The sequence below is a fragment of the Nocardioides pocheonensis genome (genome assembly GCF_003725535.1).
Classification (GTDB): Bacteria; Actinomycetota; Actinomycetes; order Propionibacteriales; family Nocardioidaceae; genus Marmoricola; species Marmoricola pocheonensis.
Window position 1 is genome coordinate 281,434 of record NZ_RJSF01000047.1, and the last position, 14,742, is coordinate 296,175.

The following is a 14,742-nucleotide window of genomic DNA, read 5'->3' on the forward strand; positions in this document are numbered from 1 at the left end:
CGCCGACGCAGACTTGCTGGTTGCAGAACAACACGGCGCGGTGGAATCGGGGTCGGTGTACTCGCCGTGAAGGTGCCCGACGCGTTACGCAACGGCGTTCGAGGAAGAGCCGGGGGGAAGCCCTCAGATGCCATGCGGTTCACCTCTGATGGGGGATCTGGCAGGTGGCTACTCGCCCAGTTGAACACCGCCCATATTCGCTCGGTACGAACTCTCGTACGTTCGTACTCAGTTTTGGTAGCGTGATCGGCGCCGCGTTCGAGGCCTCCGTCCCGACGGGGTGCCGCCATCAACCACTTCCGAGGAGCACACCCATGAGCGACATCGAGATCGAGCTGGACGTGCCTGTCCCCATGCGCGACGGCACTGTCTTGCGGGCAGACGTCTACCGGCCCGCCAGCGAGGGCCGCTTCCCGGTGCTGCTGAGCCGTGGGCCGTACAACAAGCGGTTCCGCTTGGACACGGTGCTCGACTTCGCCGAAGCGGTGGAAGCCGGGTACATCGTGGTGCTCCAGGACACTCGAGGCCGGTTCGCCTCCGACGGTGAGTGGTTGCCATGGAAGTACGAGCGCAATGACGGCTACGACAGCGTGGAGTGGGCCGCCAACCTGCCGGGAAGCAACGGCCGTGTGGGGATGTTCGGGGGCAGCTACCTGGGCAGCACGCAGTGGAGCGCCGCCATTGCCGGCGCGCCGAGCTTGAAGACCATCGTGCCAAACGTCACCTGGAGCGACCCCGAGAACGGGCTGATGTTCCGCGGAGGAGCGATCGAGCACGGTCTCAACACCTGGTGGACACTCATGATGTCCATGGAACAGTTCCCAAAGGACGGCCTGGACCCCGACACCACTATGGGCAAGGTCGTCGGCGCCATCACCGCCATGGACACCCTCGACGAGCAGACCTACTGGCAGCTGCCGTCGGGGGCGCTGCCGGCGCTGAAGGGAACCGGGCACCCCGACATCGGCGTCGACCGGGCGCTGGTCGACCCCGCGACCACAACCGACTGCCGAGTCGACGGCATCCACGACGCGATCGAGCTGCCGACCCTGAGCATCGCTGGCTGGTACGACGTGTTCGTGCAGGGCTCTCTGGACAACTACACGGCCATGCGCCAACGTGGACGCACGGCCCGGATCATCGTCGGCGCCTTCGACCACTACACCCACGTGTCGGCATGGCAAGGCGGTCGAATCGGCGACGTGAACTACGGACTGATGAGCACCATGCCCGGCGGACAGACCATCACCCAAATCCACCGAGAGTGGTTCGACCACTGGCTCAAGGATGAGCCGGCGACCGCCGCCCACGAGTCGGGCGTCCTGCTCTTCACGATGGGGGCCAACCAGTGGCGGGTCGAGCCCGAGTGGCCCCTGGCGCGCACGGTCGCAACCCCCCTCTACCTCACCAGCGACTCTGCCCTAACTTGGGAGGAACCTACCGCCTCCGCAGACAGCACGAAGTTCACCTACGACCCGGCCAACCCCGTCCTCACTCGAGGCGGAAACGTCGTCATGGGCGTCGGCTACCCAGCCGGACCAGTCGATCAGCGCGAGGTCGAAGCACGCGATGACGTCCTCGTGTTCACCTCAGCGCCCCTGGACACCGACGTCGAGATCACCGGCAAGGTCACCGCCACTCTGTTCGCAGCAACCGACGGCCCATCCACCGACTGGGTGGTCCGCCTGTGCGAAGTCGACCAGGGCGGCGTCTCACGCAACCTCGTCGACGGCATCACCCGGGTCCAAACCCAACCCAACCGCATCGAGGAGGTCGAGGTCGACCTGTGGTCCACATCGGTCCTGGTCAAGGCCGGCCACCGGCTTCGTGTCCACGTCACCTCCAGCAACTTCCCCCGCTGGGACCGCAACCTCAACACCGGTGAGCCTGTCACCGAAGGCACCCAGATGCGCGCAGCCCAGCAACGCATTCTGCACGACAACGAGCACCCGTCTCGGCTGGTGCTACCCGTCATCCCCGCTATCACGGCCGAGGAACCCGCGGCGGTGCAGGCGTGAACGGGCCCTGGCACCTGGACCCGGCGCTCACCAGAGGGCGGGGTTGGGCGGCATGGGTCCTGCGAGGGACCCCAGAGAGATGCGAACACTGATTCTTATGGAGTCTCATGCCATCGGCGAGACGACGCCGGCGCTCATCGAAGAGACCATCGGTAAGAACTTCGAGCGCGTCGCGGCCGAGAACGCCGACCGGGAGGCGCTCGTCGAGGTGGCCAGCGGCCGACGTTGGAGCTACGCGGAGCTCAATGCCGACATCGACCGAGCAGCCCGAGGATTGATGGCGGTCGGGATCGAGAAGGGCGATCGCGTCGGCATGTGGTCGCCGAACTGTGCCGAGTGGACCCTCATCCAATACGCCACCGCCAAGATCGGCGCCATCTTGGTGAACGTCAACCCGGCGTACCGGACACATGAGCTCACCTACGTCCTCAACCAGGCCGGAATACGCCTCCTTGTCTCTGCGACGGAGTTCAAGACCTCCGACTACCGCTCCATGGTGGGGGCTGTCGCGGAAGAGGTTCCCAATCTCGAGAGGGTCGTGTTCGTCGGGACGACGGACTGGGACCATCTTCTCGCTGCAGGGGAACACCTCCCCGAGTCCGTGGTGCGCGACCGGATGAGGACGCTGCAGAACACCGATCCCATCAACATTCAGTACACGTCCGGGACGACCGGATTCCCCAAGGGCGCCACGTTGTCTCACCGGAACATCCTGAACAACGGCTACATCACGACCGACCTGCTCGTGTTCACGGCTGAGGACCGCCTGTGCATTCCCGTGCCGTTCTACCACTGCTTCGGCATGGTGATGGGCAACCTGGGATGCACGACTCACGGCGCAACGATGATCATCCCCGCGCCCGGCTTCGACCCCGCGGCCACACTCCAGGCCATTCAGGACGAGCGCTGCACCGCCGTGTACGGCGTTCCCACCATGTTCATCGCGATGCAGAACCATCCGGACTTCGCGCGATTCGATCTGACCTCTCTTCGGACTGGCATCATGGCGGGCGCGGTCTGCCCCGTCGAGGTCATGAAGCGCTGCGTGAGCGACATGAACATGGCGGAGATCTCCATCGCCTTCGGCATGACCGAAACGTCGCCAGTCGCGTGTCAGACGCGCATCGATGACGATCTGGAACGGCGCACCGCAACCATCGGGCGCGCGCACCCCCACGTCGAGATCAAGATCATCGACCCGGCAACAGGCGAAACCGTCGAACGGGGAACGCCCGGCGAGTTCTGCACACGGGGATATTCCGTCATGGTCGGCTACTGGAATGACGCTGAGAAGTCCCTCGACGCCATCGACTCCGAAGGCTGGATGCACACCGGCGACCTCGCCGTCATGCGCGAAGACGGCTACTGCAACATCGTCGGGCGCATCAAGGACATGGTCATTCGTGGGGGCGAGAACGTCTATCCCCGTGAGGTGGAGGAGTTCCTCCACGCACATCCCGACATCGAGGACGTGCAGGTCATCGGCGTCCCCGATGAGCGGTACGGCGAGGAGTTGTGCGCCTGGGTGAAACTGCGATCAGGCGCTCGATGCTGCTGCGGTGCGCGACTTCGCGAGCGGGAAACTGGCCCACTACAAGATCCCGCGCTATGTCAAGGTGGTCGAGGAGTTCCCGATGACGGTTACTGGCAAGATCCGCAAGTCCCAAATGCGTGAGGAGACAGCCGCCGAGCTTGGCCTTTCCTGACTCCAACGAAACTTGGAAGGCGTGACAGGGCGGGTTGGTAGAACCCGAGGTAGAACAACTGGCAGTCGTCGCCGCCGCGGGCATGCGGAATGTCATAGGGCTTCGCAACGGGATCGAGAACGCCGCCCGGGGCCTCGGCGAATCATCCAATGCAGGGCCGCGATGCAATCGGGGGCATCAACCTTAGTTCGACCGCCCTTTGCCCACCAGATCTGATCGTCATCGTGGGAGTACGTCTCGCCGTGAGTGGCGTAGCCGCCACGCACGGGCGATTCCCAGCAGCGGCGGACGAGTTCCCGGCCGGACAGGTCGCCCCAGCAGTGCTCGAGGTCGCCTTCGTAACCGCACTCGTCCACGACCACGGGGCTTGCGCGACGCCACTTGCTGACCTTGGTCGTCGCCACATAGGGGCGGGGGGCCTGCAAGCTCGCGTGGGTGATCCATTCCCGGCCGGCGTCGTAGGGGATAACGAAGTTGTGGATCGACCGCAGGTGACGGGCGGGATTGTTGGCGACGACCAGACCGGCAAGACGCTCCCAATCGCTCTCGGTCGTGGCATCGACGAACTCGTACTCGTTGGCCACGGACCACGATACGTTGGCGAACGCCGATCGCCGGCGGACGACGTAGGGCACATGACGGTCGTCGACCGCGCTCTCCAGCTGCACGAAGTACGAAGGGTTGAAGCCGGTAAGGTCGAATCGGCCCGCATGGCTTCGCACGAACGGGTGGAGCTCCGGTTCGTCAATGTTGAACAGGAACGGCTGCGGGAACACACACGTCCGCAGCTTGGTGAACCCGGCGTCGCGAAGACTGCGGAGGGTCGCCGTGCGCACTCCCTGGGGTTGATGGACCCACGCGTACGCGGTCCTACCAAGCGGTGCGTGGCGGGTGCTGTTGGCGTGGGCGAAAGAGAACCGGTCGGCGCGTACCGGCCCGTGGTCCCCGAGTGCGCAGGCATGCACTGATGGTATGACGTCTCTTATAGTGCACGAATTTGCACGCTGTGCAGCGTACGCGTAGAGTGAAATCATGAAGAAGATGGACTACCGCCGCCAGACGGTCATCGTCACCGGCGCCAGCTCCGGCCTCGGCGCCGAATTCGCCCGCCAGCTGGCTCGCCGCGGCGCAAACCTTGTGTTGGTCGCCCGTCGGGCGGACCGGCTTGAGAGCCTTGCTGCAGAGCTCACGAAGGCTCACGGGGTCGCGGTGACCACCCTCGCCCGCGACCTCGGACTGCGCGACGCCGGCCGTACGCTGCGGGTCGAGCTCGAGTCCCGCGGCATCTACGCCACCGGGCTGGTCAACAACGCCGGCTTCGGCAGCCACGACGCTTTCACCGACGAGGATCCCGAACGTCTACAGGACATGATCTCGCTGAACATCGGCGCCCTGGTAGACCTCAGCCGCTCCTACGTCGCGCCCCTGGCCGCGGCGGAGAACGGTTTCCTGATCAACGTTGCGAGCCTCCTTGGTTTCCAGCCGATGCCCTACATGAGCGTGTACGGCGCCACCAAGGCGTTCGTGCTCAGCTTCACCGAAGGTCTGTGGGCAGAAGCCCGTGGCACCGGGCTGCGCGTGCTCGCGGTCTGCCCGGGCGCCATGGATACCGAGTTCTTCGATGCTGCCGGCAGCCAAACAGCCGACTTCGGAGCGAAGCGGCTGACCCCGGCGGCAGTGGTCGACAAGGCGCTCGCCACTTTGGACCGTCGCTCCGCACCGCCCTCGGTGATCACCAACGGCCGGCCGCTCGCGCTGGCCAGCAAACTCCTGCCACGCGGCCCGATGGCCCGGCTGATGGGCTGGATGGGCCGCCGCCGGCATTCGCAGCCCGCAGCCGTCCCCACCAACAGCTGAGGAACACCGTCATGACCGTCAACGACCTCGCCACGCAGTCCATCGACGCGGAGCGCTTCAATCACCTACTCAATTCGCAGCGCGCCGCCTATCTGCGCGACGGAGCGCCTTCCTTGGCAGCGCGGCGCAACGATCTGGACAACCTCAAAGCCGCGCTCATCGCCCGACGCGGCGCCATCGAGGAGGCGATCAACACCGACTTCGGTCACCGCTCGCGGCACGAGACCGCGACGATGGAACTCGTCGGGGTCGTGCAAGGCATCGACTACCTGCGGCGCAACCTGCGCCGATTCATGCGCCCGACCCGCCGCCACATCGACGTGCAGCTGCGATTCGGCAGCAACCGGATCGAGTACCAGCCGCTCGGCGTGGTCGGCGTCATCTCGCCGTGGAACTACCCCATCAACCTTGCGTTGATGCCGGTGGTGACGGCGATCGCCGCGGGCAACCGGGTCATGCTCAAACCCTCGAACGTGACCCGGGCGACGAACGCGGTGCTGGCGGAGATGCTTGGCGAGCTCTTCGCGCCGGATCAGGTCGCGATCGTCAGCGGCGACGGCGCCGCGTTCTCCTCCCTGCCGTTCGACCATCTCGTCTTCACCGGCAGCACCGAGGTCGGACGCGCCGTGATGAAGGCCGCGAGCGACAACCTCGTCCCCGTCACGCTGGAGCTCGGGGGGAAGTCTCCGACCATCGTGGCCAAGGGACACGTGCGGGACCAGGTCGTGTCAGACATCGTCTTCGGCAAGCTCCTCAGCGGAGGGCAGACCTGTATCGCGCCCGACTACGCCCTGGTGCACGAGTCCGAGGTCGACGCGTTCGTCGCCAGCTACGACAGGCTGGTGAAGGCCGCCTACCCCGACGGGCCGACGAGCACCGACTACACCTCGATCGTCAACGAGAAGCAGTACTCGGCCCTGGCCGACCTGATCGACGACGCCCGGCGTCACGGGGCGCGGATCATCGAGGTCGGACACCGGCCGGGCGACGCGGCCCATCGTCCGCACACCCTCGCGCCTACCGTTGTGCTCGGCGTGACCGACGACATGAGCATCGCGCACCAGGAGATCTTCGGCCCGATCCTGCCCATCTTCGGATACCGGGACATCGAGGACGCCATCGACTACGTCAACGCCCGCCCGCGGCCGCTCGCGCTCTACTACTTCGGCGACGTCGGCCCTGAGCGGCGCAAGGTCCTCGACCGCACGACCTCGGGCAACGTGACCATCAACGGCACGATCATGCACGTCGCCCAGGACGACCTTCCCTTCGGCGGCGTCGGTGCCAGCGGAATGGGCAAGTACCACGGCATCGAAGGTTTCCGCACGCTCAGCCACCCCAAGGGCATCCACACACAAGCACGGTGGAACGCGACCCGGCTCCTGCGCCCCCCGTTCGGCAAGCGCACCGAAGCCCTGCTCGACTTCTTCCTCCGCTGAAGCGGACGTCAGCCTCGCACTTCGCTACGGCGTCATCACAACGTGGAGTTGGTCATGAACACTGTCAGTCCCTACAGCATCCTGCGGGACAAGCGTCTCTGGATGGTCATCGGCGTTCCCGTGGGCGCTCTCGCCTTCCTCTTCGCGGTGCTCTACGTCGGCGCGAACGTCGATCCTGGCGACCACCTTCACAAGTTGCCGATCGGCCTGGTGAACGCCGACGAAGGCACCATCGCCGGCGGCAAGCAGGTCAATCTGGGCGCGGACATCACGTCCTCGATCCAGGCTTCTGCCGCCGGTAACGACAAGTTCGAGTGGAAGCTGATGACCTCCGACGAGCTTCACGACCAGCTGGGTCAAGGCAAACTGTATGGCGCGCTGGTCGTTCCACGTGACTTCTCTGCCTCGGCAATCGCACTCACCAGTTCCGTCCCGACGGCCTACCCGGTTCGACCGCAGCTGCAGGTCCTCACGAACGCGTCCGCCGGCAGCATGGGTTCGAGCATCGCCCGAACTGCTACAACGGCAGCAGCTGAGATCGCCTCACGAAACCTCGGCGACCAGCTCTCCCGTACCGCCGGGTCGACGGCGCTGCCCGACGCGTCCCAGGTCACGCTGGCCGACCCGATCCTGGTCAAGGTGGCTGATGGGCACCCGCTTCCCGCCAACAGCGGGCTCGGTCTGACGGCCTTCTACTACGCACTTGCTCTCGTCGTTTGCGGGATGCTCGCCGCCAACGTCATCAACGGGCAGGTCGATCACGCGCTCGGCTACGCCCACACCGACCTGGGTCCGGTTCGGTCGCACCGGCCAAGGATCGACGCCACCCGGGTCCAAGCCTTGGCGATCAACACCGTGACCATGGGAGCCATGTCGGTGCTCATCGGCACGCTGGTGCTCGCTGGCGCCGTGGCGGTGATGGGCATGGACGCCTCACACCTGCCTCTCCTGTGGCTCTTTTCGGTTTGCACGATCGCCGCGACCGGGGCAGGAGCGTTGGCGCTGCTCGCTGTCTTCGGCACCCCGGGGATGCTCGCGGCCGCTGTCGTGTTCGTGGCGATGGCTGTGCCGACAGCCGGCGCGACCACACCGCTCCAGGCGCTGCCCGACGTCTACCGGTTCCTAGCCGAATTCGAGCCCTTGCGACAGGTCAATGGGGCGATCCGTGCCATCCTCTACTACGACGCCCAAGGCGACGCCGGCCTGACGCGAGGCTGGTCCATGCTGGCCGCAGGGCTCTCTGCCGCCTTGGTATTCGGCTTCGGAACGACGGCCCTCTATGACCGCAACGGGCTTGACCGAGTTCCGCCACCGTCTGCCTGATCGGGCAGGGTGGTGCCCCGTAGCCAGGCCTGGCCGCGGGGGGCGCCCTCTGGGGGTCCGATTGGTGAATCTTGGAGCCGACCTCCGTGGCGCCGGCACTTCCGAGCGCATCACGTGCTCGCTCGGCTCCGATGCCGGACACAGCCAAGCCGGTTCCCACGCGACAACTCCTGATGGATGGGGAACACGCGACGCCCAGGGTCGTCCGCCCGTACTCGACCGCGTCCCAGGCGAGGCAGCACGACCACGGCTAGACCTCATCGCTCCCCTCCCGCCGTGAAACCGAGGAGCGCACTGACCAGGGTTGAAGCGGTGGGTGGAATAGAGATCGCGCTGCACACCGGGCTGAGCTGGTCGCAGAGCTTGCCAATCAGACCGCTCAGTCCTGTGAGAACAGACAGGTCCAGCTGGACGCGAACCCTGCCGTTGGTGACGGCGCGCTGGATGTTCTGTCCCGCCAACGGGAACGTCTCGAGAACCTCTTCAGGGCTTGCCTGGGCTGGCCGTGGTCGTGGGCAGCACCTTAGTCATGCCTTCGACGTCCTTGCGCAGGAGCGTCGGATTCGTGCGTGCCAGGCGGCTGATGTCATCGATTGCTGCGGATAGCGACGCTCCGAGGTTGAGCCGTTCGCTCGACAGCAGGTTGGCGTCGTCGGAGAGATTCAGGATGAACCGCCTCACGGTCCCTTCGTTTCGCGTTTAGAGTCGAGGTGAGATCGGTCAGCGCTTGCGAGGACGGCGACCGCTGCAGCCATCTCCTCGGGCTCCGCGAGGCGACTGGGTGGGTGCTGGCTCGGATCGATGGTTCGGCGTCGACGTCGTCGCGACCCATGGGGGTGCGCCGTAACTCGGTCGGCAAGCTCCGCGTCGACGAAATCCCCCGCCATGCCGGTCGGGGAGGTAACCATGGCCTGAAGTGTCCAGTAGCGCTGGGTCAGCAGCAGGGGCTCCAGGTCTGCCTTCTTGACCTGGAGGCGGAGCAGCCGAACCGAGTTCGCCACCCAGGCAATGTAGTTGGTGAAGCGGTCGGTGACTGACGGAGACTTTCCCGGCACGTTGATCAGCTCGGTCTGCGCCTCGACGAGGTTGCGCATCAGCATGTCGCGATCGGCACCGTGCCGCGGAGTAGCAAGCACGAGCCGAGTCTGGCGACTTGGATCGACAGTTCGCGATGCGGTGGACGCTCTGACCGCGACGCGACGCGGTTGACCACTCGCCATGTGTGTGGTCCGCGCTACCCCTCACGCCGAACCAGACCTACCCGAACACCGCGCGAGCAGGCCCATCACCCCGGCGTGATCTCTCGTCTTCCTGACAGCCACATTGCCGGTGCCAACACCGTCATCCAGGCGAACTTGACGGCATTCCAGAAGAAGAGCAGAACCAGCACGTTGAACCAACCGAAGCCGGGACGAGCAGCGAAATCGATGGCGAGGGCGGTCAGTCCGAGGTAGGCGGTGGTGACGATGATTGCAACGGGGATCGCCCACTTGAGTCCGCGCGGGCTGCGGAGCCAGTCGGCGGCTCGGTTGGTGGGCATGTACTCGCGCAGGCAGCCGCGAATCGCCGCACTGAAGTTCCAGAGCAAGGTAAGCATGAACGTTCTCCTTCGGTCCGCTCCCTTGACAGGTAATCCGCGAACCGCGCAGCCGCCAACATCAGGGGCTTCCTGTGGACGGCGGGCCCGACGTTGGAGCTATGGGCCTTGGTCAGCCCAGAACCTGCCCTTCGAGCGCCGGCGGGGCCGCTCCGAGACTGGCGACGGCTGAGATGCCAACGGCGTGACGGACAGCCTGCCGGGCCCGAGCCGCGTCGAGACCTTCGACATCGGTCCGAACGTCCGCGCCGACCGGCGCGTGGCCCCCAACGCCGTACCGGTCACGGTAGGCGGCGACTATCCTGACTTGCGCCATCCACTGATCGCGCAACCGGAGGTCAGCCGGCGGCTCGCCGAGCCGCTTGACCCACGGCACCCGTTGGGAAACCGCCGCTTCGCCGATTTCTGAGGCCCGAGACTCCATCAACTCCTGACGCTCAGCAAGGGCGCGGCGCATGTCGTCGGCCATGGCTCCGTCCGCGACGGGCACCAGGCCGGCGATAAGTCGATTTCGACGAGGCTTGGTTCGCCTCGACCCGGAGGTCGTGTGGCGTAGGCGGCTGATGAGCACGGCGCCGATGTCGTCGGCGTCATCGAGTGACCGCTGAGCGACGATCCTCGACAGCACCTTGGCGATGTCGTGGTCGTTTGCCTCGGCCCGGCGCAGGTCGGACGCCAGTGCGCCGAATGAGTCGGAGGCCGTGATGGCATCGACTTGGTCTTCCGAGAGCCCGGCGGCGCGCAGCTCGGCGATCCAGTGGTCGCGCTGGGCCTCGGCGGCGATGGTGAGGTATTCGGCCGCGAGTTGGGCGAACGACGACCAGTGCTCCTGCTCGGTCTCGATGGTCTGGTGTGCCGACAGCTCGACGCCCGAGTGCTGGAGGACGCCGTACAGGATTGTCTTGGCGGTCACTTCGTCGGGTGATGGTGTCGCGTGGATGTCGTCGGGGCGGTCGAGGGCAACGTACGCGATGTTGGAATCGCGGCCCCTTGTCATGGCGACGTAGAAGTTCTCCCGGGTCGTCGATCCGGTCACGACGGCGTGGGAGGTTTCTACGGTGATGCCTTGGGCGCGGTGGGCGGTGATCGCGTAGCCGAGGTCGACGTGGTCGGCGACGTACGGCGCCGGCAGCACGACGGAGGCACCGACCCCCTTGCCGAGGCGTTGGACGACCACCGATCCGTCGGTGAGCACGTCGGTAACGCGCCACCGATCGCCGTTGCGGATCCAGCCGCTGCGCATCGGTCGGATTCGCCGGTCGTTCTGTCTCGTGATGACTAGGTCGCCCACCGATGCCCGCGTGCCGTCACGGAGCTCAGCCTCCCGGCTGGGTCGAGTTTCGCCCTCCAGGATCCGCTCGGCGCGGGCGCGTTCGTTCAGCTCGACCATCGCGTCGGTCGATTCGGTGACGAGCACGCTGCTGCGACCGGCCCGCAGGTCGGCTCTCCAGGCGAGGTAGGCGGCGTCGACCATGTCGTGGTGGGTGCCGTCCTTGACGCGGTCGTGCCGGAAGTAGGTGCTGATGGCCTTGGCGCGTCCGTTGCGCAGGTCGATCGAGGCGAGCTTCTCCCAGTCGTTGGAGAAGCGGTGGACCTCGGTCAGCTCGGGGGTGTCGTCGCGGGCCGCCGCGAGGAGCGCGAACGCGCCGCCGGCATCGACCGACTGCAGCTGCGCCCAGTCGCCGACTAGGAGCACCTTCGCACCGGCGTCGGCGGCAAGGGCGGCGAGGCGGTCGAGGGTCAGCGTTCCTGCGAGGGTCGCCTCGTCGACGATGACGAGCTGCCCCTTCCGGAAGGTGGCTCGCCCCTGGTCGAACTCGTGGAGCCACTTCGCGGTGTTGTCGCAGGCCACGCCGAGGTCCTGGGCGAGTACGTCGGCGGCCGCGGCCGACGGGGCGAGACCGACGACGCTGTCCGTGCCGTGGACGCTCGTCCAGGCCGCGTGCAGCCCACGCATCGCGGTCGTCTTACCCGCGCCCGCGGGGCCGATGAGGAGGTCGACCTGACGACCAGATATGGCGATGGTGGCCAGCGTCGCGACCTGCTCCTCGGAGAGAAGGTGTCCAAGCACCTCTCTCCGGGAGACTTCCTCGATCACGTCGAGAACAACCGTGGGCGCCCCTCGGTCCTCGCCACGGGCGAGTAGCCGATCCTCGGCAGCGAGGATCTCCTCAGAGGTCAAGGTGACCGAGTGCCGGGGACGAAACAGGCTGGTGCCGTCGGTGCGCCGGAAGATGCCCGGGCTGTGGGCCAGCTCGGGCGGGGTCAGCGCGATCGACAGGCGCTCGGCCTCCTCAACGATCGAACCCACCGCTCTCTCGCGATCCTCGACGGTCGCGAAGCGCCACTCCATCGTCTGCCGCGAGGCTTCGGCCCAGAGGTTCCAGTGCCGCCAGGAAGAGCGCTTGACGCTCACCGCGCCTACCGTGGCACGGGCGACCTCGGCGACCGCCACGGGCGAGACATCATCAGCGCGAAGGAGACCCCGGGCGAGTCGACCGGAGTCTGTGCGCGCACCCCGGGCGAGCAAGGCGCGCGCCCACGAGGTTGTTTGTTCGCCGAGCACCCTAGTAGCCCTGGCGCGCCAGCCGCCCGTGAGTTCGGCAAGCGAGTGGATCTGCTTGGGCGGGCGGGTCACTCGAGTCGCCTGCGCCCGAAGCTTGATGACCGTCGCCGTGCTCGGGGGACGCCCGTGGTTGCGCTCGTACTCTTCGATGAGCTGGTCCTTCTCGACCTCGATCGCGCGCGAGCGACTGGAGAACTCGGCCACCAGATCCTCACCAACCCCGGTCAGCTCGAAGGCCAGGTTCCGGTTCGCGCCTCGGGCCCGCCGCTCCCAATCCAGCCCGCAGGTTCGCGTGAGGATGTCGGCCAACACAGCGTTGTAGTGCTCCGACAGCGCGACGACCGAGCGGTACAACGACTGGCCGTCGAGCGTGCGCCACTTCCCGTCGTCGCTGGTCCGGACCCGGTTGGCGATCACGACATGGGTGTGGAGCTGCGGGTCGCCCAGCCGCGAGTCCCAGTGGTCGTACGCCGTCGCCGCCACGCCCCTGATCTTCTTGGTCAGCACCGCTCCCGCTCGGCCGTGGGCGCCCGCCCTCGTGACCGCGACCTCTCGCTCCAGCATCGCGAGCACCTCGGCGACTGCCTCGTGGTGCGCCTCGACGAGGAGGGCCTGGGTTCCTGCGTCGGCGACGCCCCAGAGCACCGAGACCGATTTCGGGACGCTGAACGTGAAGTCGAAGCCGGCGACAGCCGTACGGGTCCCGATGCTCTGCTCGTCGGCCTCGATCTCGTCGACCGGGGCAGCAGGCTCTTCGTCGGTCAGGTGCGGGTTGAGGCTATGCGTGCGGTCCGCGACGCGATCGCCGACCTTCGCGAAGGACCGGTACGGCGTCCCCAGCTGGTCACCCGTTAGGGGGTCGCAGCCCATCCCGAGCAGGAGTTGGAGCTGCTTCTCCAGGACGACGCTGCCGACCGTGATCTCTCCGTGCCCGAACTCACCGACGCCGGACCCCATCCAATAGCCGGGCGGCGTACCGGCCTCGGCGTAGTAGCGAGTCAGTGGCGTCGAGAGACTCCGGTTGCCGTCGCCAGCGACCACGCTGCGCAGTAGGTACTGGTAGCCCTTTCCCGCCGACATCTTCCGCATCGACACGGTCACCGACGCACACCTCCTCGGCATGCAGGTGTGCGTCCACAACCCCGGAAACCGACCGGGTTGTCCACAGAACCCCCCTCGCGTTGCAAGACGTGTGGGGTTGACGGACGAGGGTGGAGTCCAGGTGGGAGCGACGGCGCACCTGGGGATCAGGACTTCCGGCGTCGAGGAGATGGGAGCAACGAGGTGAGGAAGGCCAGGGTTCGGAGTTCCGAAAGTGGCGTATGGTTCAAGAGCGGCGTCCTCGTTGACCCCAACGGCGAGGCGTCGTCTGGTACTCGGACCATGACCTACGTACGGCGAATCTCGGCGCTGGCGACCGCTCTCCTGCTGGCCGCCTTAGCGGGCTGTGCCGGCGGCGATGATCCGGCGGCGACCCAGAGCCCAACTCCGAGTTCGCCGGCCCCCACGACAGCCACCTCAACGCCGCCGACTGACAGCGAGAAAGCCTCAGCGGCGGCGTCCGCCGTCCTGCGTGAATACAACGACGTCGGCAACCAACTCCGGCAGGACCCGAGCCAGCCGCTGAGCCGCCTCCAATCGGTGGCGACCAGCACCGAGCTTGCGGCACAGCGGAACCTCCTGCGGAACGAGCGCAAACGGGGACTCCACCAGGTTGGCGACACGAAGATCGCCGTACTGAAGGTCGAGTCCGTCAACCTCGACAACTCAGACCCGAGCACGGGGAAAGTCCCGACCGTTCAAGTCGACGTCTGTTTCGATGTGAGCAACGTCGATGTAGTCAACGCGAACGGCGAGTCGATCATCAGTCCCGACCGGCCTGACACGAGTTGGATCCAGTTCCTCGTCTCGAACTACCGGTGGGACAAGGATCCCGATCGCGCGTGGCGTGTTGCCTCCAGCCAGGACCTTAAGCGCAAGCCATGCGACGCCTCGTAGCTCGTGCTCTGTCCATCTCACTCGCGACCGCGGGCCTCGTCGCCTTTGTCCATGGGCCGACGTACGCCGACACCGTCTGTCAGCGCACCGACCCCGCGACTGGCATCTGCCTGATCACGGTCGAGGTGCCTGGCAACCCGGGTGAGCCCGGCACCCCTGGCGATGGCGGTCCCAAGGACACCGGGACAGGCAGCGCCTGCTGGTGGGACGGCAGCGCCCAGGGCATCTCGAAGCCTCC

At 66.4% G+C, this 14,742-nt stretch carries 11 protein-coding genes; 6 read left to right on the forward strand and 5 right to left on the reverse strand.

Annotated features, from left to right (window positions below):
- Positions 1-314: 314 nt before the first annotated feature.
- Both EFL26_RS21990 and EFL26_RS21995 read left to right on the forward strand, forming a co-directional pair.
- Positions 315-2,018 (forward strand): CocE/NonD family hydrolase, encoded by a 1,704-nt coding sequence (locus EFL26_RS21990; RefSeq protein ID WP_123225054.1) that lies wholly within the window; start codon positions 315-317, stop codon positions 2,016-2,018.
- Between the two features lie 97 nt (positions 2,019-2,115).
- Positions 2,116-3,693 (forward strand): AMP-binding protein, encoded by a 1,578-nt coding sequence (locus EFL26_RS21995; protein ID WP_281273825.1) that lies wholly within the window; start codon positions 2,116-2,118, stop codon positions 3,691-3,693.
- A gap of 123 nt (positions 3,694-3,816) precedes the next feature.
- Here the strand turns inward: EFL26_RS21995 and EFL26_RS22000 are convergent, their stop codons facing one another.
- Complete coding sequence (locus tag EFL26_RS22000; protein WP_123225055.1) at positions 3,817-4,560, reverse strand: hypothetical protein; 744 nt, start codon at positions 4,558-4,560, stop codon at positions 3,817-3,819.
- A gap of 196 nt (positions 4,561-4,756) precedes the next feature.
- Between EFL26_RS22000 and EFL26_RS22005 the strand changes: the two genes are divergently transcribed.
- From EFL26_RS22005 to EFL26_RS22015, 3 genes are read left to right on the forward strand one after another with little or no spacing between them, the layout of a single operon-like run.
- Positions 4,757-5,581, forward strand: coding sequence for an SDR family NAD(P)-dependent oxidoreductase (locus EFL26_RS22005; protein ID WP_123225056.1), 825 nt, complete (start codon positions 4,757-4,759; stop codon positions 5,579-5,581).
- An 11-nt stretch (positions 5,582-5,592) separates the two neighbouring features.
- The gene (locus tag EFL26_RS22010) at positions 5,593-7,020 is read left to right on the forward strand and encodes a coniferyl aldehyde dehydrogenase (RefSeq protein WP_123225057.1); all 1,428 of its coding nucleotides are present in this window, start codon (positions 5,593-5,595) and stop codon (positions 7,018-7,020) included.
- Positions 7,021-7,074: 54 nt separating this feature from the next.
- Positions 7,075-8,343, forward strand: a complete 1,269-nt coding sequence (locus EFL26_RS22015; RefSeq protein ID WP_123225058.1) for a YhgE/Pip domain-containing protein — start codon at positions 7,075-7,077, stop codon at positions 8,341-8,343.
- 483 nt (positions 8,344-8,826) lie between these two features.
- Here the strand turns inward: EFL26_RS22015 and EFL26_RS22020 are convergent, their stop codons facing one another.
- The 4 genes from EFL26_RS22020 to mobF all read right to left on the reverse strand — a co-directional run bounded on the left by EFL26_RS22020 (position 8,827) and on the right by mobF (position 13,628).
- On the reverse strand, positions 8,827-9,024 hold the full coding sequence (locus tag EFL26_RS22020) for a hypothetical protein (RefSeq protein WP_123225059.1): 198 nt from the start codon (positions 9,022-9,024) through the stop codon (positions 8,827-8,829).
- The gene (locus EFL26_RS22025; RefSeq protein WP_123225060.1) at positions 9,021-9,443 is read right to left on the reverse strand and encodes a hypothetical protein; all 423 of its coding nucleotides are present in this window, start codon (positions 9,441-9,443) and stop codon (positions 9,021-9,023) included. Before EFL26_RS22025 ends, EFL26_RS22020 begins: the two co-directional genes overlap by 4 nt.
- 185 nt (positions 9,444-9,628) lie before the next feature.
- Positions 9,629-9,940 (reverse strand): sulfate permease, encoded by a 312-nt coding sequence (locus tag EFL26_RS22030; RefSeq protein ID WP_123225061.1) that lies wholly within the window; start codon positions 9,938-9,940, stop codon positions 9,629-9,631.
- A 112-nt stretch (positions 9,941-10,052) separates the two neighbouring features.
- Positions 10,053-13,628, reverse strand: a complete 3,576-nt coding sequence (mobF, locus tag EFL26_RS22035; protein WP_342773545.1) for a MobF family relaxase — start codon at positions 13,626-13,628, stop codon at positions 10,053-10,055.
- Between the two features lie 162 nt (positions 13,629-13,790).
- Here mobF and EFL26_RS22040 point away from each other — a divergent pair, with 162 nt between their 5' ends.
- Positions 13,791-14,504, forward strand: coding sequence for a hypothetical protein (locus tag EFL26_RS22040; protein ID WP_246000323.1), 714 nt, complete (start codon positions 13,791-13,793; stop codon positions 14,502-14,504).
- The last annotated feature ends 238 nt before the right edge of the window (positions 14,505-14,742 follow it).

Bases quoted from the DNA above. Each gene is read 5' to 3' on its own strand.
- EFL26_RS21990 (WP_123225054.1), top strand. From the start codon at position 315: ATGAGCGACATCGAGATCGAGCTGGACGTGCCTGTCCCCATGCGCGAC.
- EFL26_RS21995 (WP_281273825.1), top strand. From the start codon at position 2,116: ATGGAGTCTCATGCCATCGGCGAGACGACGCCGGCGCTCATCGAAGAG.
- EFL26_RS22005 (WP_123225056.1), top strand. From the start codon at position 4,757: ATGAAGAAGATGGACTACCGCCGCCAGACGGTCATCGTCACCGGCGCC.
- EFL26_RS22010 (WP_123225057.1), top strand. From the start codon at position 5,593: ATGACCGTCAACGACCTCGCCACGCAGTCCATCGACGCGGAGCGCTTC.
- EFL26_RS22015 (WP_123225058.1), top strand. From the start codon at position 7,075: ATGAACACTGTCAGTCCCTACAGCATCCTGCGGGACAAGCGTCTCTGG.
- EFL26_RS22025 (WP_123225060.1), bottom strand. From the start codon at position 9,443: ATGCTGATGCGCAACCTCGTCGAGGCGCAGACCGAGCTGATCAACGTG.
- EFL26_RS22030 (WP_123225061.1), bottom strand. From the start codon at position 9,940: ATGCTTACCTTGCTCTGGAACTTCAGTGCGGCGATTCGCGGCTGCCTG.
- mobF (WP_342773545.1), bottom strand. From the start codon at position 13,628: ATGCCGAGGAGGTGTGCGTCGGTGACCGTGTCGATGCGGAAGATGTCG.